Genomic DNA, 25460 nt, shown 5'->3' with positions numbered 1-25460 from the left:
AGTTCAACTGGAACTCTTTTTTTGCTATAATGAGGGGAGAAAAATCAGACAGGAGATCAAGATGTCAGAACCATTATTTTTACAATCAGTTATGCAAGAAAAAATCTGGGGTGGAACCAAGCTACGTGATGAGTTTGGCTACGACATCCCAAGTGAAAAAATCGGAGAATACTGGGCCATCTCAGCCCATCCAAATGGCGTTTCAAAGGTGGCCAATGGTCGTTTTGAGGGAACAGACCTTGCTACTTTGTATGCGGAACATCGTGAATTGTTTGGCAATCGTCCTGAGCCTGTATTTCCACTGTTGACCAAAATTCTGGATGCCAACGACTGGCTCAGCGTTCAAGTTCACCCAGACGATGCTTATGGACTGGAGCATGAAGGCGAACTCGGAAAAACAGAATGCTGGTACATCATTGCAGCAGATGAAGGCTCAGAGATTATTTACGGTCACAATGCCAAGTCAAAAGAAGAACTCCGTCAGCAAATTGAAGATAAAAACTGGGATGCCTTGCTGACCAAAGTCCCTGTTAAGGCTGGAGATTTCTTCTATGTACCAAGCGGAACCATGCACGCTATCGGGGCAGGCATCTTAATTCTTGAAACCCAACAGTCTAGTGATACAACCTACCGTGTCTATGACTTTGACCGCAAGGATGATAATGGCAACTTGCGTGAGCTTCATCTTGAAAAATCCATCGATGTTTTGAATATTGGTGAGCCTGCTAACAGCCGACCTGTGACTGTCAAAGCAGATGATTTGCGTACCACTCTCCTTGTATCCAATGATTTCTTTGCAGTTTACAAGTGGGAAATTACTGGAAAAGTTGACTTCGAAAAGACAGCTGACTACAGCTTATTCAGTGTCTTAGCTGGTCAAGGTCAACTGACTGTCGATGGGAACAACTATCCAATCCAAAAAGGTAGCCACTTTATCCTACCAAGTGATGTTGAAGCTTGGACTCTGGAAGGGCAAAGTTTAGAAGTAATTGTTAGCCATCCATAAAAAAAGAAAGGGCCTGAGTTCACTACTCAAGTCCTTTTTAATTACATAAATTGGGCGATAAAGACCACGATGATGATGATTGGAATAATAAAGCGAAGAAGGAAGAGCCAGACTTGGAACAGTCCCTGTTTCCATGCTGTTTCATCAAGATGGAATTCCTCCATAGCAAGAGCCTTCTTAAAGATATAGCCTGTAAAAAGTGAAAGGCAGAGAGCTCCAAATGGCATGAGGAGATTGGAAACCAAGAAGTCCATAGCGTCAAAGAAGGTTTTACCGAAGATATGAACATCCGCCATAACACCGTAAGAAAGTGCTGAAGGAATTCCAAAGACAAAGGTCAAGATTCCCAAAATCACACTCCATTTAGCACGCTGACTATTGTCCTGATTGGTGATATTGCCTACATTGATTTCCAACATAACGACAGAAGAAGTGACCGTCGCAAAGAGGAAGAGCAAGAGGAAGAGGATGTAGAAAATGGTTCCAAAAGGCATTTTGTTAAAGAGTTGAGGCAAGACGATAAAGAGCAAGCTTGGTCCCCCTTCAGACTGGATATTGAAGGCTGACATGGCTGGGAAAATGGCTAGACCTGCCATGATGGATACCGAGATGTTCATTGCTACGATGGAAATTCCTGACTGGACCAGATTGGTTTTCTTATCCAAGTAAGAAGCATAGGTCAGCATGGCTGTAACCCCTAGTGAGAGGGCAAAGAAAGATTGTCCCAGAGCATAGAGGAGACCAGCACTTGTCAGCTTAGAAAAGTCTGGTTTGAGGAAGTAAAGAACCCCTTCCATGGCATTTGGCAAACTGAGAGAACGTCCAATGATGACAACAAAGATGATAAAGAGCAGGGGCATCATGACCTTAGAAGCTCTTTCAATTCCTTTTTGAACCCCACGTGATACAATAAAGATATTCAACAAGATAAAGGCAGCTTGAGCTCCTAGGGCAATGACTGGATTGGAAATGATTGAAGTAAATAACTGAGCATAATCACCCGTTCCACCAAGTTGGAACAATTTTCCAAACTCAATACCCAGATAAACCAGAATCCATCCTCCAATAACACTATAGAAAGATAAGAGGATAAAGAGGGCAAAGGCACCAATCCAACCGATAAAGTTGTACTTGCCACTCTTGCCCAGTTTTCCAAAGGTTTTAATCCCAGAGACACCAGCACTTCGGCCGAGGGCAAATTCAGCCAGTAATAGGGGGAAACCGATTAGAATAGTGGAAATGAGAAAGACTAATAAAAAGCCTCCTCCACCGTTAGTAGCAGTCATGTAGGGGAATTTCCAAACGGCACCAAGTCCGATGGCTGAACCAGCAGATGCTAGGATAAAGCCCAGTTTAGAACCCCATTGCGATTTTTCAGACATAGTCAAACTCCTAAAATTAGTGTTACAAAAGAAAAAGCTACTGCTCTTGGCAAATAGCCTCATCATTACTCAAGATGAGCTTTTCTTTTGATTGATAGACTTGACTATCCTATCATGTTTTCTAAGGTCTGTCAAGAAAACCATTTTCAAGTTTTCACACCTTTCTCAAAAATTTTTAAAAATTTCGCAAAAACGCTTGACTCTGACCTAAGGGGAGGGGTTATACTATCAATGTAAGGAGAAAATCATGTACCATATAAAAGAAGCTGCGCAGCTTTCGGGTGTCTCTGTCAAGACCCTGCACCACTACGATAAGATAGGACTTTTGGTTCCTTTAAAGTCGGAAAACGGTTATCGAACTTACAGTCAAAAGGATTTGGAGCGACTTCAGGTCATTCTTTACTATAAATATCTAGGCTTTTCTTTAGAAAAAATAGCAGAGCTGTTAAAGGAAGATAGATCAGATTTGTTGTCTCACTTGACCAGGCAGTTGGACTATTTGACTCGAGAAAGGCAACACCTAGATACCTTGATTTCCACCTTGCAAAAAACCATTCAAGAACAAAAAGGAGAAAGAGAAATGAGCATTCAAGAGAAATTCGCTGGATTTAACTACCAAGACCATCAAAAATACCACCAAGAGGCGGTAGAGAAGTATGGACAAGAAGTGATGGACCAAGCACTGGAGCGCCAAAAAGGTTACGAAGATGAGGCTACGGCTGCTTTTAACCAAGTCTTTCAAGCCTTGGCACAAAATCTTCAAGCTGACCTGCCTGTAACAGCAGCCGAAAACCAAGAGCAAGCAGCCAAGCTCTTGCAAGCCATCCGTACTTATGGATTTGATTGTACTATTGAAGTATTCGGTTATATCGGTAAAGGCTACGTTTATAACCCAGAGTTTAAGGAAAACATTGACAAATTTGGACCTGGAACAGCCCAGTACACATCAGATGTCATTGCCCACTATGTTCAAACTCAGACAAAATAAAATCGGAGGAGTGATCTTCCGATTTTTACTAAATTCAAGCACTACTTGCTTAATAATTTTTCTACTACATTTAGTTTTCGCATGGTCAAATCTACATTAAAAAGCTTTTCAAGATAGTTAGTATTGAGCTTTTTTTGTTTTGCAGTTCTAGGGAGATAGAGGTAGAGACAGTGGTTACCGACACAAATTTCTTCTTCGCCGTAATCAATTTTCAATTTGTCTAAAGGGAGGCTTTGAATAGGTTCTTGATAAAAAATCACGTGTACACGGTCATAAAGATAGTGTTCTCCAAACGGATTTTCTTGGACAATGTTTTTAAAAATATCCTTATTCTTAATGATTATTTTGAGATCGGCTCCAATCTTTTCCTTTATTAGAGTATGAACCTGTTCTCGTATTTCTTCGAGAGCTAAGTTACTTTCAAGAATGATATTCCCACTTTGAATATAGGTTCGAACTTGTTGAAAACCAGCTTCTGTCAAGATATCTACTAGATAAGACATTTTAGGGATAGCATTTTTTCCATTAGGAGTAACTCCCCTTAACAAGATAATATGTTCCAAAGGACTTCCTTTCTTTTGGGGTTGATTTAGCCATTAAATAATTCAGATTTAGATTGGGTTTGATCCCGCCACCCAACCAGTGCAGAGGGCAGAAGTGATGTTAAAGCCACCAGTGTGGGCATTGATATCTAGTACCTCGCCAGCAAAGTGGAGTCCAGGTACCAGCTTACTTTCTAGAGTTTTGGGATTGATTTCCTTGAGACTGACGCCCCCTTTGGTAACAAAGGACTTGGCAAGGGACATTTTTCCGGTCACAGGGATTTTGAGTACTTTGATAGACTGGAGAAGTTGTTCGCGTTCCTTTTCAGTCAGTTGTTTGACTTTTTCTGGATAGGCTTGCACAAAAAATTCTGCCAAGCGTTCTGGAAGCAAAGTTTTTAAAGCGTTTTTCAAGGATTTTTCACGATTTTCTTCTAGGAATGCAGCCAAGTCCTTCTCAGAAAGTTGAGGGAAAACATCCAGTGAGAGAACCTCCCCACCCTTGACAAAGCTAGACATACGTAGGGCAGCAGGGCCAGACAAACCAAAGTGGGTAAAGAGCAAATCGTGAGTGATGACATGCTTGCCATAACTTAGGGTCACATCATCCAATGAAATTCCCTGCAAGGCCTTGTGAGGGAAATCTGTCAACAAAGGACTTTCAGCTGCTTCAAGCTCGGTAATGGTATGCTTAAAATGGCGGGCAATCTCGTGACCAAAACCAGTCGAACCAGTAGAAGGATAGGATTTCCCACCAGTTGTGACAATGAGTTTCTCACAAGTGAAGCTTTGGTCTGCGGACTTAAGGACAAATTGGTCATCTATCTTTTTAACCGAAATAATTTCTGTTTGAGTGAGAACTTGTCCGCCTAGCTCAGCGATTTTCTTATCCAAGGCTTCGATAATGGTCCGAGATTTGTCGCTGGCAGGAAAGACGCGTCCGTGATCCTCGACCTTGAGTTTGACCCCATTTTCCGTAAAAAAGTTAATGATATCATGGTTATCAAACTGGGAGAAGACACTATAAAGAAAGCGTCCGTTCCCAGGGATTCCAGCTAGCAGGTCGTCCAAGCTACCATTGTTGGTCACATTGCAACGTCCCCCACCAGTCCCAGCCAATTTTTTTCCAAGTTTCCGATTTTTTTCGATGAGGAGGGTTTTCTGTCCATAAAAGCTACTCGAAATCGTAGCCATCATACCAGCAGGACCTCCACCGATGACAATAGTATCAAAATGTTTCATAGCTCTATTGTACCACAAAAAAAACAAGAGATGATAGTCACCTCTTGTCAAGAATGCAATTAATCAATTTCATATCCCATCAGCAAACCACCATCTTCTGCATAAAAACTGCAGAGACCAGATGTTGGGAGAATTTTAATATCCGCCTGTGGGAAATTTTCTCGGATTCGGTCTGAAAGCTGTTGGCAACATTTCTCGTTATTGCGTTGAGCCATGACAATACGGCCACCAGCATATCCAGCTTTCATCAACTCTTCATAGGCAGCTTGAACTGATTTCTTTGGTCCTCGTGCTTTTTGTAGTAGTTCAAGGGTTCCGGTTTCACTAGCTTCTCCGACCATACGGATATTGAGAAGGCCAACGACCGTACCGATAAGCTTGCTCAAACGGCCGTTCTTCACCAAGTTATCGACCTTGGCCAGAACAAAGAGCAACTTGGTTTTTTCTTGATAGGCAGTGATGGCTTCAACCACTTCTTCAAAAGATAAGCCCTGGTCAATCAAGTCATTTAATTTTTCTACGAGCAAGTCAACTTCCCCACCAGCAGACAAACTATCAATCACATGAATCTTAGTGTCAGGATGGTCTCCCAGATAAATATTCTTTGCTAGTTGAGCACTATTGTGACTGCCAGAAAGAGTACCTGTGATGGTTACTAGGAAAATGTTTTTGGCTCCTTCAAATGCTCGTAAATAATCATCTGGGCTTGGACAAGCTGATTTTGAAGCTTCTGCGGTTGCATACATGGTTTCCATCATTTGGTCAATGTTAAGACTAGCATCATCAACAAAGACCTGATCAGCTACTTGAATGGTTAAGGGGACGCTTACAAAGGTTGTGTCAATAGCTGGTTTTGCCAGCTGACGATAATCACAACCAGAGTCAGCAATAATCTTCCAAGTCATAGAAATTCTCCATCTTTGTCAGTTATACATTGACAAAGGTTCTGTCTTTTTTTACAATTATATCATGAAAGCCCTTGAAACAAAAGCCTCATCCGTCTGTTGTGACAAGTAGAAAGAAAATGTTATGTCTGAACGTAGAATCTCTGAAAAATCTCTTGAAAATCTCAGAAAATCAAACCAAGAATCCAATTTATTAACTAGAGAAGCCATCGAAACAGCCCTCTTACAACTCTTGGAAAAAAAGGACTTGACCAAGATTAGTATTTCTGAATTGGTCAAACGTGCAGGCGTTTCGCGTGCGGCCTTTTACCGTAATTATGATTCCAAAGAGGAAATTTTAGAGAGTGTCTTTAAACGGAGTGTCCATAATATTATGGAACAGCTGCATCATTATGATTTAAAGACAGACCTTTATCTGGTATGGGTTCACCTTTTCCGCGAGGCAAGAAAGGAAGCCAGAGTGATTCAATTGGCCTTGGATTACCATCTGGAAAAAATCTTTGTCCAAGCCATGCAGGAATTTTTGGAAAAATACCATGGAAAATCAAAAGGTGTCAGCTCTTATCTTCATTCCTTCTGGAGTTCAGCCATCGTCTCTGTCCTTCTAAAATGGATCAAGGATGGAATGAAGGTACCTGCTGAAAAGATTGCGGATTTACGATTACCATTTTTTAAAAAATAGAGAAATAGGAGAAAAGAGATGACAGAAAAAAGACTAGCCTGGGATGAGTATTTTGCAGCCCAAGCCTTACTAATTGCCAATCGTTCCACTTGTAAACGTGCCAAAGTGGGTGCGATTCTGGTAAAGGATAATAAGGTGATTTCCACTGGTTACAATGGTTCGGTGTCAGGAACCGAGCATTGTATTGATCACGAATGTCTGGTTATTGAAGGCCACTGTGTTCGCACCCTTCACGCTGAGGTCAATGCTATCCTTCAAGGTGCTGAACGTGGTGTTCCTAAAGGTTTTACAGCCTATGTGACGCACTTTCCTTGTCTAAACTGTACCAAACAATTGCTTCAGGTCGGCTGCAAGCGCGTTGTTTATATTAACCAATATCGAATGGACGACTATGCCCAATACCTTTATCAAGAAAAAGGGACAGAATTGACCCATTTACCACTTGAGACAGTACAGACAGCTCTTAAAGAGGCAGATCTAATGTAAAAATTATCAAAAACAAATGGTTTAGAAAGATTTTTAAACCGTTTTTTGGTATAATAAGAAGAATAAATTGAAAGAAGGAATTCCAAAAATGGGAAAAATTGAAGTTATTAATCATCCACTGATTCAGCACAAATTGTCAATCTTGCGTCGTACAGATACTTCTACAAAAGCTTTCCGTGAGCTAGTAGATGAGATTGCAATGTTGATGGGGTATGAAGTACTTCGTGATCTTCCACTAGAAGATGTGGAAATCGAAACACCAATTACAAAAACAGTTCAAAAACAATTGGCAGGTAAGAAATTGGCCATCGTTCCAATCTTGCGCGCAGGTATCGGGATGGTTGATGGGCTCTTGAGCTTGGTTCCAGCCGCTAAAGTTGGGCATATCGGTATGTACCGTGATGAAGAAACACTTCAACCAGTTGAGTATTTGGTGAAATTGCCTGAAGATATTGACCAACGTCAAATTTTTGTAGTAGACCCAATGTTGGCAACAGGTGGCTCAGCAATCTTAGCTGTTGACTCCCTTAAAAAACGTGGCGCATCAAATATCAAATTTGTCTGCCTTGTATCTGCTCCAGAAGGTGTTAAAGCTCTTCAAGAAGCTCATCCAGATGTAGAAATCTTTACAGCAGCCTTGGATGACCACTTGAACGAACACGGTTATATCGTTCCAGGTCTTGGAGATGCTGGGGACCGCTTGTTCGGTACGAAATAAGATCGAAAAGAAGATTGACTTGGAAAAGAAGTTCCAGTCACGAAAGGAGGTTGAGTTTTTGTTTCTGTCTGATGAAAACAGAGCAAAAATTTGACCTTTTTTGACCAAGATATTATAATAGTCTTATCTTCAGTCATTTGACCAACAAAATTAAAATTCAAAAGGAGAAATGAATGATTCCTGTAGTTATTGAACAAACAAGCCGTGGAGAACGTTCTTACGATATTTACTCACGTCTTCTCAAAGACCGCATCATTATGCTGACAGGTCCAGTTGAAGACAACATGGCTAACTCAGTTATTGCCCAGTTGCTTTTCTTGGATGCCCAAGATAGTACAAAAGATATTTACCTTTATGTCAATACACCAGGTGGTTCCGTTTCAGCTGGTTTGGCAATCGTTGATACCATGAACTTTATCAAGGCTGATGTCCAAACCATCGTTATGGGTATGGCCGCATCTATGGGGACGGTCATCGCATCAAGTGGAGCCAAAGGCAAACGTTTCATGCTTCCAAATGCTGAATACATGATCCACCAACCAATGGGTGGTACAGGTGGTGGTACCCAACAAACTGATATGGCTATCGCAGCAGAACACTTGCTTAAAACCCGTAATACCTTGGAAAAAATCTTGGCTGAAAATTCAGGTCAGTCAATCGAAAAAGTCCATGCAGATGCAGAACGTGATAACTGGATGAGCGCCCAAGAAACACTTGAATATGGCTTTATTGATGAAATCATGGCCAACAATTCATTGAACTAATGATGAAAGAAGGCAAACTCGACTGGGTTTGCTTTTTTTGGTATAATAGGGAGAGATTTCTTAGAAAGAGGATTTATCATGTTTGAAAAAGTTAATCGATCTGGCTTGATTATCTATCTTTACTATAATCGTGATGCAAAAAAACTGCAGGATTATGGAGATATTACCTATCATTCCAAGAAACATCGTTACTTACAACTCTATGTTCCAACAGAGAATCTAGAGGGTGTAGTTGAGAGATTAGGTAAGGAAAGATTTATCAAAAAAGTTAGAGCTTGTCATATTCAAGAGCTGGAAACACCCTTTGTGGGTAATCTTTATCGAGAGGAAAACGTTATCATCGAAAAAGTTCAAGAAAAGTGTTGACAATTTTCTGATAATTCGGTATATTCTTAACATGCTATTTATTTAAGAAATAAGGAGACAAAAAAATGAAGAAAAAATTTGCCCTATCGTTTGTGGCACTTGCAAGTGTAGCACTTCTTGCAGCCTGTGGAGAAGTGAAGTCTGGAGCATCAAACGCTGCTGGTAACTCAGTAGATGAAAAGACAATCAAAATCGGATTTAACTTTGAAGAAACTGGTGCTGTAGCAGCCTATGGGACATCTGAACAAAAAGGTGCCCAACTTGCTGTTGATGAAATCAATGCAGCAGGTGGTATCGACGGAAAACAAATCGAAGTAGTTGATAAAGATAACAAGTCAGAAACAGCAGAGGCGGCTTCAGTAACAACTAACCTTGTAACCCAATCTAAAGTATCAGCAATCGTAGGACCTGCGACATCTGGTGCAACTGCAGCTGCGGTAGCGAACGCTACAAAAGCAGGTGTTCCATTGATTTCGCCAAGTGCGACTCAAGATGGATTGACTAAAGGTCAAGATTACCTCTTTATCGGAACTTTCCAAGATAGCTTCCAAGGAAAAATTATCTCAAACTATGTTTCTGATAAATTGCAAGCTAAGAAAGTTGTTCTTTACACTGACAATGCTAGTGACTATGCCAAAGGTATTGCCAAAGCCTTCCGTGAAGCTTATAAAGGTGAAATCGTTGCAGATGAAACTTTCGTAGCAGGTGACACAGACTTCCAAGCAGCTCTTACAAAAATGAAAGGGAAAGATTTTGATGCTATCGTTGTTCCTGGTTACTACACTGAAGCTGGTAAAATTGTAAACCAAGCGCGTGGTATGGGAATTGACAAACCAATCGTTGGTGGTGATGGATTTAACGGTGAAGAGTTTGTACAACAAGCAACTGCTGAAAAAGCATCAAATATCTACTTTATCTCAGGTTTCTCAACTACCGTAGAAGTTTCAGCTAAAACCAAAGCCTTCCTTGACGCTTACCGTGCTAAGTACAATGAAGAACCTTCAACATTTGCAGCCTTGGCTTATGACTCAGTTCACCTTGTAGCAAACGCAGCAAAAGGTGCTAAAAATTCTGGTGAAATCAAGGATAACCTTGCTAAAACAAAAGATTTTGAAGGTGTAACTGGTCAAACAAGCTTCGATGCAGACCACAACACAGTCAAAACAGCTTACATGATGACCATGAATAATGGTAAGGTTGTAGCAGCAGAAGTTGTAAAACCATAATAGAAAAATATTGAAATAGGGAATGAGCCGTTGACTCACTCCCTGTTTCGATGTTTAAGAACCTATCAAAAAGTGAGGGAAAACCCTCGAAATTATAAATAGAAAGAGTGAATCTTATGCTCCAACAACTAGTAAATGGTTTGATTCTAGGTAGTGTTTATGCGCTGTTAGCCCTAGGATATACCATGGTTTACGGAATTATCAAGCTCATCAACTTCGCCCACGGTGATATTTATATGATGGGAGCCTTTATCGGTTATTTCTTGATTAATTCTTTCCAAATGAATTTCTTTGTAGCGCTTATTGTAGCTATGCTAGCGACAGCCATTCTTGGTGTCGTGATTGAGTTCCTTGCTTACCGACCTTTGCGCCACTCTACTCGTATTGCTGTTTTGATTACAGCTATTGGGGTTTCTTTCCTACTTGAGTATGGCATGGTCTATCTGGTTGGTGCCAATACCCGTGCCTTCCCTCAAGCGATTCAAACAGTTCGCTATGATTTGGGACCAGTTAGCCTAACAAACGTGCAGTTAATGATTTTGGCCATTTCCTTGATCTTGATGATTTTGTTACAAGTTATTGTTCAAAAGACTAAGATGGGGAAAGCCATGCGTGCAGTATCCGTAGATAGCGATGCAGCGCAATTGATGGGGATTAATGTGAACCGTACTATCAGCTTTACCTTCGCTTTGGGTTCAGCTCTTGCGGGTGCGGCTGGTGTTCTGATTGCCCTCTATTATAACTCTCTTGAGCCTTTGATGGGGGTTACTCCAGGTCTTAAGTCTTTCGTTGCCGCAGTACTTGGTGGTATCGGAATTATTCCTGGTGCGGCTCTCGGTGGCTTTGTAATTGGTCTATTGGAAACCTTTGCGACAGCTTTTGGAATGTCAGATTTCCGTGATGCCATTGTTTATGGAATCTTGTTGTTGATCTTGATTGTCCGCCCAGCTGGTATCCTTGGTAAAAATGTGAAAGAGAAGGTGTAAACGATGAAAGAAAATTTAAAAGTTAATATTCTATGGTTACTCCTTTTGTTAGCTGGCTATGGCTTGATTAGTGTACTGGTTTCAGTCGGAGTACTCAACCTATTCTATGTACAGATTTTACAACAAATTGGAATTAATATTATTCTGGCTGTTGGTCTTAACTTAATCGTTGGTTTTTCTGGACAATTTTCACTTGGGCATGCTGGTTTCATGGCGATTGGTGCCTATGCAGCAGCTATTATTGGTTCTAAATCACCAACCTACGGTGCCTTCTTTGGAGCTATGCTTGTAGGGGCTTTGATTTCAGGAGCAGTTGCCTTGCTTGTCGGAATTCCAACCTTGCGTTTGAAGGGTGACTATCTTGCGGTAGCGACTCTAGGTGTTTCTGAAATTATTCGTATCTTTATCATCAATGGCGGAAGCCTTACAAATGGTGCGGCAGGTATCTTGGGAATTCCTAACTTTACAACTTGGCAAATGGTATACTTCTTTGTTGTGATTACAACCATTGCAACATTGAACTTCTTGCGTAGCCCGATTGGTCGATCAACCCTATCCGTTCGTGAGGATGAAATCGCTGCTGAGTCAGTTGGGGTTAATACGACTAAAATTAAAATTATTGCTTTTGTCTTTGGTGCTATTACTGCAAGTATTGCAGGGTCACTTCAGGCAGGATTTATCGGCTCTGTTGTACCGAAAGATTACACCTTCATCAACTCGATCAACGTTTTGATTATTGTTGTATTTGGTGGACTTGGTTCCATTACGGGTGCGATCGTTTCAGCTATTGTCCTTGGAATTTTGAATATGCTTCTCCAAGATGTTGCTAGCGTACGTATGATTATCTACGCTTTGGCCTTGGTATTGGTAATGATTTTCAGACCAGGTGGACTCCTTGGAACATGGGAATTGAGCCTATCACGTTTCTTTAAAAAATCTAAGAAGGAGGAACAAAACTAATGGCATTACTTGAAGTAAAACAGTTAACCAAACATTTTGGCGGTCTAACAGCTGTTGGAGATGTGACTCTTGAATTGAACGAAGGGGAATTGGTTGGACTAATCGGTCCAAACGGAGCTGGGAAAACCACTCTTTTCAACCTCTTGACGGGTGTTTATGAACCGAGTGAGGGAACTGTTACCCTTGATGGTCACCTTTTAAATGGGAAGTCACCTTATAAGATTGCTTCTTTGGGACTTGGACGTACTTTCCAAAATATCCGTCTCTTTAAAGATTTAACCGTTTTGGACAATGTTTTGATTGCCTTTGGAAACCATCATAAACAACATGTTTTTGCTAGTTTCTTACGCCTACCAGCTTTTTACAAGAGTGAAAAAGAATTAAAGGCTAAAGCTTTAGAATTGCTGAAAATCTTTGATTTAGATGGAGATGCAGAAACTCTTGCTAAAAACCTTGCCTACGGACAACAACGTCGTTTGGAAATTGTTCGTGCCCTCGCTACGGAACCTAAAATTCTCTTTTTGGATGAACCAGCCGCAGGTATGAACCCACAGGAAACAGCTGAATTGACTGAGTTAATTCGTCGCATCAAAGATGAATTTAAAATTACGATTATGTTGATTGAACATGATATGAATCTGGTCATGGAAGTAACAGAACGTATCTACGTACTTGAATACGGTCGCTTGATTGCTCAGGGAACTCCGGACGAAATTAAGACCAATAAACGCGTTATCGAAGCTTATCTAGGAGGTGAAGCCTAATGTCTATGTTAAAAGTTGAAAATCTTTCTGTGCATTACGGTATGATCCAAGCAGTCCGTGATGTAAGCTTTGAAGTGAATGAAGGAGAGGTTGTTTCTCTTATCGGTGCCAATGGTGCAGGTAAGACAACTATTCTCCGTACCTTGTCTGGTTTGGTTAGACCGAGTTCAGGAAAAATTGAATTTTTAGGTCAAGAAATCCAAAAAATGCCAGCTCAGAAAATCGTGGCAGGTGGACTTTCACAAGTTCCAGAAGGACGCCATGTCTTCCCTGGCTTGACTGTGATGGAAAATCTTGAAATGGGAGCTTTCTTAAAGAAAAATCGTGAAGAAAATCAAGCTAACTTGAAGAAGGTTTTCTCACGCTTTCCTCGTCTTGAAGAACGGAAGAACCAAGATGCAGCCACTCTTTCAGGAGGGGAACAACAAATGCTTGCCATGGGACGCGCCCTTATGTCAACACCTAAACTTCTTCTTTTAGATGAGCCATCAATGGGACTTGCCCCAATCTTTATCCAAGAAATTTTTGATATCATTCAAGATATCCAGAAACAAGGAACGACCGTCCTCTTGATTGAACAAAACGCTAATAAAGCACTCGCAATCTCTGACCGAGGCTATGTACTGGAAACAGGAAAAATCGTCCTATCCGGAACAGGAAAAGAACTCGCCTCATCAGAAGAAGTCAGAAAAGCATATCTAGGTGGCTAAAAAGGTCCGGGGGACCTTTTTAATCGGTGGATAGAGATTGCGAAGCAATCATCCGAATCCAGTGGATTGTTTTAGTCGGTATATTTAGATTGGAAACAAATCTGCATCTACTTTGAAAGATGAATTTATAATAATTGAAAAATCGAATGAAAGGTATTTTATCTTCATTCACAGAGCTCGATTTCAGAGCTCTTTTTGCTAGCTTATTCATACTTTTCTGAATTTTGAAAAAGAAATGTAAGCGTTTGATAGATTTACAAAAAGATTGTATAATAGGGATAAGAATAGAAAAGGAGAAGTCTCATGGCAGTTAAAGATTTTATGACCCGCAAGGTAGTGTATATTAGTCCAGATACAACAGTATCTCATGCAGCAGATTTGATGAGAGAGCAAGGGTTGCACCGCTTGCCTGTTATCGAAAATGATCAATTGGTTGGTTTGGTAACTGAGGGAACCATTGCTCAAGCTAGTCCATCAAAAGCCACAAGTCTTTCTATCTATGAGATGAACTATCTTCTGAATAAGACCAAAGTAAAAGATGTCATGATTCGTGATGTTGTCACTGTTTCAGGTTATGCTAGTCTAGAAGATGCAACTTATCTGATGCTGAAAAACAAGATTGGTATTCTTCCTGTAGTAGATAACCATCAAGTATACGGAGTTATTACTGACCGTGATGTTTTCCAAGCCTTTCTTGAAATTGCTGGTTATGGTGAAGAAGGAATTCGAGTGCGCTTTGTTACAGAAGATGAAGTTGGTGTTCTCGGAAAGATTGTTTCTTTGATTGTAGAAGAAAATTTGAATATCTCCCATACCGTAAATATTCCACGCAAGGATGGTAAGGTGATTATCGAAGTTCAAATCGATGGATCAGTTGATTTGACAGCCTTAAAGCAAAAATTTGAAGCTGAAAATATTCAAGTAGAAGAGATTAGTCGTACTTCTGCTAAAATTTTGTAAGCATGGAAGCCGAAAGGCTTCTTTTTTCATGAAAGGGAGATTAGAGCAAAAGATGGAAAGAAATGAGAGAATATGGTATAATAAAACGATACAAAAAAGGAGTATTTATGGACATTTCAGTAATTCGTCAGAAAATTGACGCAAATCGTGAAAAATTAGCTTCTTTCAGGGGGTCTCTTTGACCTAGAGGGTCTAGAGGAAGAGATTGCCATCTTGGAAAACAAGATGACAGAACCTGATTTTTGGAACGATAATATCGCGGCCCAAAAAACGTCGCAAGAATTAAATGAATTAAAAAACACCTATAACACTTTCCACAAAATGGAAGAGTTGCAGGATGAAGTCGAAATTTTATTGGACTTCTTAGCAGAAGACGAGTCGGTTCAAGAAGAACTGGTAACGCAGTTGTCAGAACTTGATAAGATGATGACCAACTATGAGATGACTCTACTCTTGTCAGAACCTTATGACCATAATAATGCCATCTTGGAAATCCATCCAGGATCCGGTGGTACAGAGGCTCAAGACTGGGGTGATATGTTACTTCGTATGTACACTCGCTATGGAAATGCTAAAGGCTTTAAAGTGGAAGTATTGGATTACCAAGCAGGAGATGAAGCTGGTATTAAGTCGGTAACTTTATCATTTGAAGGGCCTAATGCCTATGGTCTTCTTAAGTCAGAAATGGGTGTTCATCGCTTGGTACGAATCTCACCATTTGACTCTGCCAAACGTCGCCATACATCTTTTACATCTGTAGAAGTGATGCCAGAATTGGATGATACTATTGAAGTGGAAATCCGTGAAGATGATATCAAGATGGACACCTTCCGTTCAGGTGGTGCTGGTGGACAGAACGTCAATAAAGTTTCAACAGGTGTGCGTTTGACACACATTCCTACGGGAACTGTCGTCCAGTCAACGGTCGATCGTACCCAATATGGAAATAGAGATCGTGCCATGAAGATGTTGCAGGCTAAGCTCTATCAAATGGAGCAAGAAAAGAAAGCTGCGGAGGTTGATTCTCTCAAGGGTGAGAAAAAGGAAATCACATGGGGAAGCCAAATCCGTTCTTATGTTTTCACGCCATATACTATGGTAAAAGATCACCGAACTAGCTTTGAGGTTGCTCAGGTAGATAAGGTTATGGATGGAGACCTAGATGGTTTTATCGATGCCTATCTCAAGTGGCGCATCAGTTAAGATAGAAAGGAACTCACATGTCAATCATTGAAATGAGAGATGTCGTCAAAAAATACGACAATGGAACGACTGCCCTACGCGGTGTTTCGGTCAGCGTTCAACCGGGGGAATTTGCTTACATCGTAGGTCCTTCAGGAGCAGGAAAATCAACCTTTATTCGTTCTCTATATCGTGAAGTAAAAATCGATAAAGGAAGCCTATCAGTTGCTGGTTTTAATTTGGTTAAGATTAAAAAGAAAGATGTCCCGCTTCTCCGTCGTAGTGTTGGGGTTGTCTTCCAGGATTATAAACTCTTGCCTAAGAAAACTGTTTATGAGAATATTGCATACGCTATGGAAGTAATTGGTGAAAATCGCCGTAATATCAAAAAACGGGTGATGGAAGTTTTGGACTTGGTTGGATTGAAGCATAAGGTTCGTTCTTTTCCAAATGAGCTCTCAGGTGGGGAGCAACAGCGGATTGCGATTGCGCGTGCTATTGTAAACAATCCAAAAGTACTGATAGCCGATGAACCAACAGGAAACTTGGACCCGGATAATTCATGGGAAATTATGAATCTCTTGGAACGGATTAACCTACAAGGAACAACTATTTTGATGGCGACTCATAATAGCCAGATTGTAAATACCTTGCGCCACCGTGTCATTGCCATTGAAAATGGTCGTGTCGTTCGTGACGAATCAAAAGGAGAGTATGGATACGATGATTAGTAGATTTTTTCGCCATTTATTTGAATCACTAAAAAGTTTGAAACGAAATGGTTGGATGACAGTGGCTGCTGTCAGCTCAGTCACGATTACGTTAACCTTGGTGGCAATATTTGCTTCTGTTATTTTCAATACAGCGAAACTAGCTACAGATATTGAAAATAATGTCCGAGTGATGGTTTACATTCGTAAGGACGTAGCTGATAATAGTGAGACTATTGAAAAAGAAGGTCAAACTGTTACCAATAATGACTACCACAAGGTATACAATGCCTTGAAGGGGATGTCTACAGTTAAGAGTGTTACTTTTTCAAGTAAAGAAGAACAATATGAAAAGTTGACCGAGACAATGGGGGACAACTGGAAAATCTTTGAAGGTGACGCTAATCCTCTCTATGATGCCTATATCGTTGATACAAATACACCAAGTGATGTTCAAAAAGTAGCTGAAGAAGCTAAGAAAATTGAAGGTGTGTCAGAAGTCCAAGATGGTGGAGCCAACACACAACGTCTGTTCCAACTTGCTTCCTTCATTCGTGTTTGGGGATTAGTCATAGCAGGACTCTTGATTTTCATTGCAGTCTTCTTGATTTCTAATACCATTCGTATTACCATTATTTCTCGCAGTCGCGAAATTCAAATTATGCGCTTGGTTGGTGCTAAGAATAGCTATATCCGAGGACCATTCCTCCTTGAGGGTGCTTTCATCGGATTACTTGGAGCAACAATTCCATCAGCTTTAGTATTCGTTGTTTATCAAATGGTTTACCAATCGGTTAATAAGTCATTAGTAGGTCAAAATCTTTCTATGATTTCACCAGAAGTATTTAGTCCACTGATGATTGTCCTCTTGTTTGTTATTGGAATTTTTATTGGTTCAATTGGATCAGGAATTTCAATGCGCCGATTCTTAAAAATTTAAATTTGAATAGATGTATATTTGAGGAGATTTTAATATCTCCTCTTTTACTACAAAAATTTTAGAAAAAAGTCTACTTTTTTCTATAAAAGCCTTTACAAAAAAAATTAAAGTGGTATAATTAATACATAGTTAAGTGCAAACGTTTTCGTAAAACGTTTGCCTAAATAAAAATAAAGGAGATTTGAATGATGAAAGATACATTCAAAAATGTCTTGTCTTTCGAGTTTTGGCAAAAATTCGGTAAGGCTTTGATGGTGGTTATCGCCGTTATGCCGGCTGCTGGTTTGATGATTTCAATCGGTAAGTCGCTTGTGATGATTAACCCTAACTTTGCTCCACTGGTCATTACTGGTGGTGTACTAGAGCAAATCGGTTGGGGAGTTATAGTTAACCTTCATATCTTGTTCGCCCTCGCTATTGGAGGAAGCTGGGCTAAGGAACGCGCTGGTGGTGCGTTTGCGGCAGGTCTTGCCTTTATCCTAATCAACCGTATCACTGGTACAATCTTTGGCGTATCAGGCGATATGTTGAAAAATCCTGAAGCTATGGTAACAACTCTCTTTGGTGGCTCAATCAAAGTTGCTGATTACTTTATTAGCGTTATGGAAGCACCAGCACTTAACATGGGTGTCTTCGTAGGGATTATTTCTGGTTTTATTGGAGCAACTGCTTACAATAAATACTATAACTTCCGTAAGCTTCCTGATGCACTTTCATTCTTTAACGGAAAACGTTTTGTACCATTTGTAGTTATTCTTCGTTCAATAATTGCTGCAATTGTACTTTCAGCTTTCTGGCCACTTGTGCAAACTGGTATCAATAGCTTTGGTATCTGGATTGCTAACTCACAAGAAACTGCTCCAATCCTTGCACCATTCTTGTATGGTACATTGGAACGTTTGCTCTTGCCATTTGGTCTTCACCACATGTTGACTATCCCAATGAACTACACAGCTCTTGGTGGTACTTATGAGGTCTTAACTGGTGCAGCTAAAGGTAGTCAAGTATTTGGTCAAGATCCACTATGGCTTGCATGGGTAACAGACCTTGTTAACCTTAAAGGTACAGATGCAAGTCACTACCAACAATTGTTAGATACTGTTCACCCAGCTCGTTTCAAAGTTGGACAAATGATCGGTTCATTCGGTATCTTGATGGGTGTGATCGTGGCTATCTACCGTAATGTCGATGCTGATAAGAAACATCAATATAAAGGTATGATGATTGCGACAGCTCTTGCAACATTCTTGACAGGGGTTACTGAACCAATCGAATACATGTTCATGTTTGTAGCAACACCTATGTATCTTGTTTACTCACTTGTTCAAGGTGCTGCCTTCGCTATGGCTGACGTTGTAAACCTACGTATGCACTCATTCGGTTCAATCGAGTTCTTGACTCGTACACCTATTGCAATCAGTGCTGGTATCGGTATGGATATCATTAACTTCATTTGGGTAACTGTTCTCTTTGCTGTAATCATGTACTTCATCGCAAACTTCATGATTCAAAAATTCAACTACGCAACCCCAGGACGTAACGGAAACTACGAAACTGCTGAAGGTTCAGAAGAAGCTAGCAGCGCAGTGAAAGTTGCAGCAGGTTCTCAAGCTGTAAACATTATCAACCTTCTTGGTGGACGTGCAAACATCGTTGATGTGGATGCATGTATGACTCGTCTTCGTGTAACTGTTAAAGACGCAGACAAAGTCGGTGATGCAGAACAATGGAAAGCAGAAGGAGCTATGGGTCTTGTCATGAAAGGACAAGGGGTTCAAGCTATCTATGGTCCAAAAGCAGACGTATTGAAATCTGATATCCAAGATATCCTTGATTCAGGTGAAATTATTCCTGAAACTCTTCCAAGTCAAATGACAGAAGCGCAACAAAACACTGTTCAATTCAAAGGTCTTACTGAGGAAGTTTACTCAGTAGCTGACGGTCAAGTTGTTGCCTTGGAACAAGTAAAAGATCCAGTATTTGCTCAAAAAATGATGGGTGATGGATTTGCTGTAGAACCTGCAAATGGAAATATTGTATCTCCAGTTTCAGGTACTGTATCAAGCATCTTCCCTACAAAACATGCTCTTGGTCTTGTGACTGAAGCAGGTCTTGAAGTATTGGTTCACATTGGTTTGGACACAGTAAGTCTTGAAGGAAAACCATTTACAGTTCATGTAGCTGAAGGACAAAAAGTTGCAGCAGGTGACCTTCTTGTCACAGCTGACTTGGATGCTATCCGTGCAGCAGGACGTGAAACTTCTACAGTAGTTGTCTTCACAAATGCTGAAGCTATTAAATCAGTTAAATTAGAACAAACAGGTTCTCTTGCAGCTAAAACAGCAGTTGCTAAAGTAGAATTGTAATATACTTGAGGTTGGAAGCTGTATTCCAACCTCTTATTTTGGGAGAAAAGCATGAAATTTTTAACACTCAATACTCACAGTTGGATGGAGAAAGAAGCAGAGGAAAAATTCCAGCTCTTGCTTGAAGATATTCTTGATAAAGACTATGATTTGATTTGTTTCCAAGAAATCAATCAGGAGATCACTTCGCCAGTGGTGGAGGTTAATGATCTCTATCAAGCTTTGCCAGCAGCTGAGCCTATTCACCAAGATCACTATGTTAGACTCTTGGTTGAAAAGTTGTCAGAGCAAGGAAAAAATTACTATTGGACTTGGGCCTATAACCATATTGGTTATGACCGCTATCATGAAGGTGTGGCTATCTTGTCTAAAACACCGATTGAAGCCAGAGAAATTTTGGTTTCAGATTTGGATGATCCAACAGACTATCATACTCGTCGAGTTGCTTTAGCAGAAACAGTAGTTGAAGGCAAAGAGCTTGCTGTTGCCAGTGTTCACCTTTCTTGGTGGGATAAAGGTTTCCAAGAAGAATGGGCACGATTTGAGGATGTCTTGAAAGAATTGAATAAGCCACTTTTGCTGGCTGGAGATTTCAACAACCCAGCTGGTCAGGAAGGATACCAAGCTATTTTAGCTAGTCCATTAGGATTACAAGACGCATTTGAAGTTGCTCAAGAGAAAAGTGGTAGCTATACTGTTCCACCTGAAATTGATGGATGGAAAGGGAACACAGAACCCCTTCGAATCGATTATGTCTTTATTACCAAAGAGTTAGCGGTGGAAAATTTACATGTCGTATTTGATGGTAACAAGAGTCCGCAAGTTAGTGATCACTATGGCTTGAATGCTACTTTAAACTGGAAATAATGACTGAAAAGAGGTTGGGATTCTCAAATTCCAGCCTTTTTCTGACTAGAAAAGGTACTGGAAATAGCCTAAATAAGTGAGACTACTGAAATGGAATAAAATGTGGTATAATTGATAGGATAGATAGAATCGAGGATATTATGTCATTTACGAAATTTCAATTTAAAAACTATATTAGAGAAGCCTTGGAGGAGTTAAAATTTACAACTCCAACAGAGGTGCAAGATAAGTTGATTCCGATTGTTTTGGCAGGTCGTGACCTAGTAGGAGAATCAAAAACAGGTTCAGGTAAGACTCATACTTTCTTGTTACCGATTTTCCAGCAATTAGATGAAGCTAGCGATAATGTACAGGCAGTGATTACTGCACCGAGCCGTGAATTAGCTACTCAGATTTACCAAGCAGCTCGTCAAATTTCAGCCCATTCAGATGTTGAAGTTCGTGTGGTTAATTATGTAGGGGGTACGGATAAGGCTCGCCAGATTGAGAAATTGGCAAGCAATCAGCCTCATATTGTTATCGGTACTCCAGGTCGTATCTACGACTTGGTTAAATCTGGTGATTTAGCTATTCACAAGGCTAAGACCTTTGTGGTTGATGAGGCAGACATGACCTTGGATATGGGATTCTTAGAAATTGTTGATAAGATTGCTGGCAGCCTTCCAAAAGATTTGCAATTCATGGTCTTCTCAGCGACTATCCCACAAAAACTGCAACCATTCTTGAAAAAATACTTGTCAAATCCTGTTATGGAGAAAATTAAGACTAAAACTGTCATTTCTGATACCATTGATAATTGGTTGATTTCTACTAAGGGACGTGACAAGAATGCTCAAATTTATCAATTGACTCAGTTGATGCAACCTTATTTGGCAATGATTTTTGTTAACACTAAAACGCGTGCTGATGAGTTGCATTCATATCTGACTGCTCAAGGTTTGAAGGTGGCAAAAATCCATGGAGATATTGCCCCTCGTGAGCGCAAGCGTATCATGAATCAGGTGAAAAATCTAGATTTTGAGTATATTGTAGCAACGGATTTGGCAGCGCGTGGAATTGACATTGAAGGTGTCAGTCATGTTATCAATGATGCCATTCCGCAAGACTTATCTTTCTTTGTGCACCGTGTTGGTCGAACTGGGCGCAATGGCCTAGCTGGTACAGCTATTACCCTTTACCAGCCAAGTGATGACTCGGATATCCGTGAGTTGGAGAAATTGGGAATCAAGTTTACTCCTAAGATGGTCAAAGACGGAGAATTTCAAGATACCTATGACCGTGATCGTCGTGCCAACCGTGAGAAAAAACAAGATAAGCTTGATATTGAAATGATTGGTCTGGTCAAAAAGAAAAAGAAAAAAGTTAAACCGGGCTATAAGAAGAAAATCAAATGGGCGGTTGATGAAAAACGCCGCAAAACCAAGCGTGCTGAAAATCGCGCTCGCGGTCGTGCCGAGCGTAAAGCAAAACGCCAAACATTTTAAAATAGGTTGGGAAAAACTCAATTTTAGTAAAAAACGGAAAAAATCTTTCCACAATAAAACGTATAATATCAAGATTTTAGCACATCTGATATTATGCGTTTTTCTGCTTTTAAAGACTTTTTCCTCAGTCACGTGCGTCGAAGGTTATATAGTAGATTGGAACTAGAATAGTACGTTACAACTGCTAAAAATATTTCTAGAAATTAATTTGACTTTCCTAATCCATTTGTTCACCTCTTATTTCAATCTACTATAGCAAAAAACTCCAAACGCGATACAATAAAGGTGTTCAAGCCAATTGTAAAGTGAAAGGAGAAAAATATGGCGCAAAAGGCTCATAGTTTATTACACACAAAGTATCACTTTGTGTTCACCCCTAAGTATAGACGAAATGTTATCTAAAATTAATATCAAAGTAGTTTATCACATTCGAATCACAAAAAATGGCAATATTTGTTAACAAGAATTTTGTCGTTTGTTATAATGTAGTTGTAAATGATTAAGATTAGTAATCAAAAAATAAAGAGGGAAATGTCATGAATAAGAAATATAATATAGTTCTATTATTGTTGTTTATAGTTTATTTATTTGGATATTTTTCAATTTCAAAAACGTTAATTCCTATAATGTGTGTGATCCAAGTATTTTTGATAGAACATATATTTAGAGTTCGTAATAGTATTATGCAAATAGGTGAAATTATAATTGTTGTTGCTTCTATAATATTATTTATTGATAGTATATTGAGTTTGTAACATTAGACTGAGTAAAAGTCTTTAAAATTAGGAAGATTTATAGACTTCTATATAGAATCAAATTTTCCAGATACCTACTGAAGCTGATTTATATCCTCATATTTCTTCTACTATCTACGTCACTAAACTTGACAGACATATATTGCAGGTACAACCTCTTTACCTACAATCTCAAAGTTAATACTCTTCGAAAATCTCTTCAAACCACATCAGCTTTGCCTTGCCGTACTCAAGTATAGCCTGTGGCTAGTTTCTTAGTTTGCTCTTTGGTTTTCGTTGATAAAAGAAATGCTCCTCCAAGACGGAAGAGCATTTTTTATTGTGATTTTGATTCGGTTTCTGCCGACTCTGGGTGGAGTTCTTGGTAACTTGGTGCATTGAAGAGGTCAGTACTGGTTTTGCCTTGTCGTTGGCTAAAGAGGCTCGTTGATTGACTACCTTTTTCCTGCTCAATCTTTTGCAGAATTGGTAAAGAATTGAGGTAAGAAATACTTTCTGTATCAACTGCTCCAAGATGATCTTTTTGGTAAAAACGTATCAAATCGCCAGTTTGGATCTGATCGCTAATTTTCAGCTGTTGACTGGCTGCTTGACGAACGATTTCTAGTTCAGTCTGAGCTTGTTCATCAAGATTACTGATTTCAAGACCGCTCTCAGTATAGTAGGTTCGTCCGTCATAACTGGTGTATTTAGGTGTGACGAATGAATTGGCAGTTCGAAAGGCAACGATTTCTTGATGATCTGGTGATAGTAGGTCTTGTCCAACTTGAAGGAAGGAATTGGACTCAATACCAAGGATGTGTTCGAGAGTCGGTAAGATATCGATTTGTCCACCGTAGGTATTGATAATTTGTCCCTTTTCATAACCAGGTATGACCACCATAAAAGGCACTCGTTGCAACATGGCATTATCGTAATTCGACCAGTTCTCAGAAGTCTTGCCAATCAAAGGTGCCAGGTCAGGGTTGCGGGAATTGGAAATGCCATAATGGTCTCCATAAATGACGATGATGGATTTTTCATAGAGGCCACTTTCTTTGAGATAGTCAAAGAAAGCCTTGATGGCACTGTCCAGATAGTTGGCGGTTTGGAAGTAGCCATTGATAGTTTCATCTTTGGTTTTGGCCAAGGGGAAACCAAGCTCATCGCCAGTCAGATTGCTAGCATAAGGATAGTGATTGGACACCGTGATATACTTGGCATAAAAAGGTTGCTGTAAGTGATCCAGATATTGGATAGAATCTTTCATCATGATTTTATCATTTAAACCATATTGGAAAGAATTGCTACTGTCTTGCTTGGTAAAATAGGAAGCATCAAAGAAGTATTGGTAGCCCCATTGTTTGTAGGTCGTATTTCGGTTCCAGAAGGTCCCGATATTACCGTGAAAGACAGCACTCGATTGATAGCCATTTTTTGATAGGATAAAAGGGGCAGCTTGCTGGGTATTGGTACCTCCGTAGTTGACCATGAAGGAACCTTGATCAAGGCCAAATAAACCGGTTTCTAGCATGGTTTCCGCATCTGAGGTTTTTCCAGCCTTGACTTGGTTAAAGATATTCGAAAAGGCTAGTGTAGATTGCGAATGGTAGAGGGAATTCAGGAAGGGAGTGACTTCATGCTCAGTTCCATCTAGGTTGAGTTTATAGTCAAGCAGGAATTGTTGGAAACTCTCCAAGTGGAGATAAATCACATTTTTTCCTTTGGCCAAGCCAAAATAGTCTGGATTGGGCTTAGCCGAATGTTCTTGAATATAATCTGTAATAGGTTGAAGGTCAGTCTCAGAGGCCTTAGCACGTTCTTTGTTGGCGCTATAGGATTGGTTGGCACTATAACCTAGAAAGGCTGGCAAACTGAGGGCACGAACAACATAATAATTCGAAAATCCTCGTGACAGGAGATCGGGACGCTCAATTTCAGCCAAGAAAAGATTAGCTGAAAAGAGCAGGGCTGAGAGAGCAGTGATAGCAACACTGGAGCGGAATTTGAAAGGTCTCCTATCCAAATGGATGAATTTTTTAAAGAAAAGAAAAGCCAGCAGTGGGAAATCCATAAAATAGATGAAATCCCAAGGACGCAGTAACTCTAGTTCCGCAGTACCAACAGACACCTTGCTGACCACCTTCATGGTATTAGCTGTGATAAAGTCACTAAATTCTCGATAGTAAAAGACATTGGAGTAGAGCCAAATGAATAAAAGGCTATAAATAGCTATACTAAGACTATAAAAGGACTTGGTTGATCGAGCATAGAGGGCAAGAGCCAGTAGGAGGAGTCCCAAAGGAAGGGGGTTGAAAAAGGCGATAAAGGCAAGGTAATTTCCTTGTAACTTGCCCACTTGAATATCTAAATTAAAGTCAACGGTATAGGCTAATAAGGTTTTGATCCAATAGAGGATTAAAAGGGTTAGGACAAAACCCAGTCTGGTACCGATGACTTTTTGGATTTTGTTAAAATTGATTCTCACAC

General features: G+C 40.1%; 25 protein-coding genes. 20 read left to right on the top strand and 5 right to left on the bottom strand.

Annotation, left to right across the window (positions count from 1 at the left end):
* The first annotated feature begins 61 nt into the window (after positions 1-61).
* Positions 62-1006, top strand: a complete 945-nt coding sequence (locus AXK38_07065; protein ID AMH89012.1) for a mannose-6-phosphate isomerase — start codon at positions 62-64, stop codon at positions 1004-1006.
* Between the two features lie 41 nt (positions 1007-1047).
* Here AXK38_07065 and AXK38_07060 read toward each other — a convergent pair whose 3' ends face one another.
* A complete protein-coding gene (locus tag AXK38_07060; GenBank protein ID AMH89011.1) occupies positions 1048-2388 on the bottom strand; it encodes a sodium-dependent transporter in 1341 nt (446 codons plus the stop codon).
* A 247-nt stretch (positions 2389-2635) separates the two neighbouring features.
* Between AXK38_07060 and AXK38_07055 the strand changes: the two genes are divergently transcribed.
* Positions 2636-3376, top strand: a complete 741-nt coding sequence (locus AXK38_07055; GenBank protein ID AMH89010.1) for a MerR family transcriptional regulator — start codon at positions 2636-2638, stop codon at positions 3374-3376.
* Between the two features lie 41 nt (positions 3377-3417).
* On the opposite strand, the gene AXK38_07050 is transcribed toward AXK38_07055, so the two are convergent.
* The 3 genes from AXK38_07050 to AXK38_07040 are packed head-to-tail and all read right to left on the bottom strand — an operon-like array spanning position 3418 to position 6065.
* Positions 3418-3939 (bottom strand): hypothetical protein, encoded by a 522-nt coding sequence (locus AXK38_07050; GenBank protein ID AMH89009.1) that lies wholly within the window; start codon positions 3937-3939, stop codon positions 3418-3420.
* Between the two features lie 48 nt (positions 3940-3987).
* The gene (locus AXK38_07045; protein AMH89661.1) at positions 3988-5160 is read right to left on the bottom strand and encodes a hypothetical protein; all 1173 of its coding nucleotides are present in this window, start codon (positions 5158-5160) and stop codon (positions 3988-3990) included.
* A 59-nt stretch (positions 5161-5219) separates the two neighbouring features.
* Entirely contained in the window at positions 5220-6065 is an 846-nt protein-coding gene (locus tag AXK38_07040; protein ID AMH89008.1) for a fatty acid-binding protein DegV, read from the bottom strand.
* A 124-nt stretch (positions 6066-6189) separates the two neighbouring features.
* Between AXK38_07040 and AXK38_07035 the strand changes: the two genes are divergently transcribed.
* The 18 genes from AXK38_07035 (at position 6190) to AXK38_06950 (ending at position 22991) form a co-directional block, all read left to right on the top strand.
* Positions 6190-6747, top strand: coding sequence for a TetR family transcriptional regulator (locus AXK38_07035; GenBank protein AMH89007.1), 558 nt, complete (start codon positions 6190-6192; stop codon positions 6745-6747).
* Between the two features lie 18 nt (positions 6748-6765).
* Positions 6766-7233 (top strand): deoxycytidylate deaminase, encoded by a 468-nt coding sequence (locus tag AXK38_07030; protein AMH89006.1) that lies wholly within the window; start codon positions 6766-6768, stop codon positions 7231-7233.
* 88 nt (positions 7234-7321) lie between these two features.
* On the top strand, positions 7322-7951 hold the full coding sequence (locus AXK38_07025; protein AMH89660.1) for a uracil phosphoribosyltransferase: 630 nt from the start codon (positions 7322-7324) through the stop codon (positions 7949-7951).
* A gap of 173 nt (positions 7952-8124) precedes the next feature.
* Positions 8125-8715 carry an ATP-dependent Clp protease proteolytic subunit gene (locus tag AXK38_07020; GenBank protein AMH89005.1) on the top strand — a complete coding sequence of 197 codons (591 nt, stop codon included), beginning with the start codon at positions 8125-8127 and terminating at the stop codon, positions 8713-8715.
* Positions 8716-8793: 78 nt separating this feature from the next.
* The gene (locus AXK38_07015) at positions 8794-9081 is read left to right on the top strand and encodes a hypothetical protein (protein AMH89004.1); all 288 of its coding nucleotides are present in this window, start codon (positions 8794-8796) and stop codon (positions 9079-9081) included.
* A gap of 65 nt (positions 9082-9146) precedes the next feature.
* On the top strand, positions 9147-10307 hold the full coding sequence (locus tag AXK38_07010; GenBank protein ID AMH89003.1) for a branched-chain amino acid ABC transporter substrate-binding protein: 1161 nt from the start codon (positions 9147-9149) through the stop codon (positions 10305-10307).
* Between the two features lie 116 nt (positions 10308-10423).
* A complete protein-coding gene (locus AXK38_07005) occupies positions 10424-11293 on the top strand; it encodes an ABC transporter permease (protein ID AMH89002.1) in 870 nt (289 codons plus the stop codon).
* Between the two features lie 3 nt (positions 11294-11296).
* Positions 11297-12253, top strand: coding sequence for a branched-chain amino acid ABC transporter permease (locus tag AXK38_07000; GenBank protein ID AMH89001.1), 957 nt, complete (start codon positions 11297-11299; stop codon positions 12251-12253).
* Complete coding sequence (locus tag AXK38_06995; protein AMH89000.1) at positions 12253-13017, top strand: ABC transporter ATP-binding protein; 765 nt, start codon at positions 12253-12255, stop codon at positions 13015-13017. The genes AXK38_07000 and AXK38_06995 overlap by 1 nt, the downstream gene beginning before the upstream one ends.
* Complete coding sequence (locus AXK38_06990; GenBank protein AMH88999.1) at positions 13017-13727, top strand: ABC transporter ATP-binding protein; 711 nt, start codon at positions 13017-13019, stop codon at positions 13725-13727. Before AXK38_06995 ends, AXK38_06990 begins: the two co-directional genes overlap by 1 nt.
* Positions 13728-14030: 303 nt before the next feature.
* Positions 14031-14687 carry an acetoin utilization protein gene (locus AXK38_06985; protein ID AMH88998.1) on the top strand — a complete coding sequence of 219 codons (657 nt, stop codon included), beginning with the start codon at positions 14031-14033 and terminating at the stop codon, positions 14685-14687.
* Between the two features lie 225 nt (positions 14688-14912).
* Positions 14913-15890, top strand: a complete 978-nt coding sequence (locus AXK38_06980) for a peptide chain release factor 2 (protein AMH88997.1) — start codon at positions 14913-14915, stop codon at positions 15888-15890.
* Between the two features lie 17 nt (positions 15891-15907).
* On the top strand, positions 15908-16600 hold the full coding sequence (locus tag AXK38_06975; GenBank protein AMH88996.1) for a cell division ATP-binding protein FtsE: 693 nt from the start codon (positions 15908-15910) through the stop codon (positions 16598-16600).
* Positions 16593-17519 carry a cell division protein FtsX gene (locus AXK38_06970; protein AMH88995.1) on the top strand — a complete coding sequence of 309 codons (927 nt, stop codon included), beginning with the start codon at positions 16593-16595 and terminating at the stop codon, positions 17517-17519. The genes AXK38_06975 and AXK38_06970 overlap by 8 nt, the downstream gene beginning before the upstream one ends.
* 188 nt (positions 17520-17707) lie before the next feature.
* Positions 17708-19885: a PTS glucose/maltose transporter subunit IIBCA gene (locus AXK38_06965; protein ID AMH89659.1), complete on the top strand. Its 2178-nt coding sequence runs from the start codon at positions 17708-17710 to the stop codon at positions 19883-19885.
* A gap of 51 nt (positions 19886-19936) precedes the next feature.
* Positions 19937-20752: a hydrolase gene (locus AXK38_06960; protein AMH88994.1), complete on the top strand. Its 816-nt coding sequence runs from the start codon at positions 19937-19939 to the stop codon at positions 20750-20752.
* A 140-nt stretch (positions 20753-20892) separates the two neighbouring features.
* Complete coding sequence (locus tag AXK38_06955) at positions 20893-22236, top strand: DEAD/DEAH box helicase (protein AMH88993.1); 1344 nt, start codon at positions 20893-20895, stop codon at positions 22234-22236.
* A 536-nt stretch (positions 22237-22772) separates the two neighbouring features.
* On the top strand, positions 22773-22991 hold the full coding sequence (locus AXK38_06950; protein AMH88992.1) for a hypothetical protein: 219 nt from the start codon (positions 22773-22775) through the stop codon (positions 22989-22991).
* A 316-nt stretch (positions 22992-23307) separates the two neighbouring features.
* On the opposite strand, the gene AXK38_06945 is transcribed toward AXK38_06950, so the two are convergent.
* Entirely contained in the window at positions 23308-25425 is a 2118-nt protein-coding gene (locus tag AXK38_06945) for an alkaline phosphatase (GenBank protein ID AMH89658.1), read from the bottom strand.
* Between the last annotated feature and the right edge of the window lie 35 nt (positions 25426-25460).

It is taken from the genome of Streptococcus mitis (assembly GCA_001560895.1).
GTDB classification, from domain to species: Bacteria; Bacillota; Bacilli; order Lactobacillales; family Streptococcaceae; genus Streptococcus; species Streptococcus mitis_Q.
The sequence above is the reverse complement of the archived record's forward strand: the minus strand, read 5'-3'. Positions and strand labels throughout refer to the sequence as shown.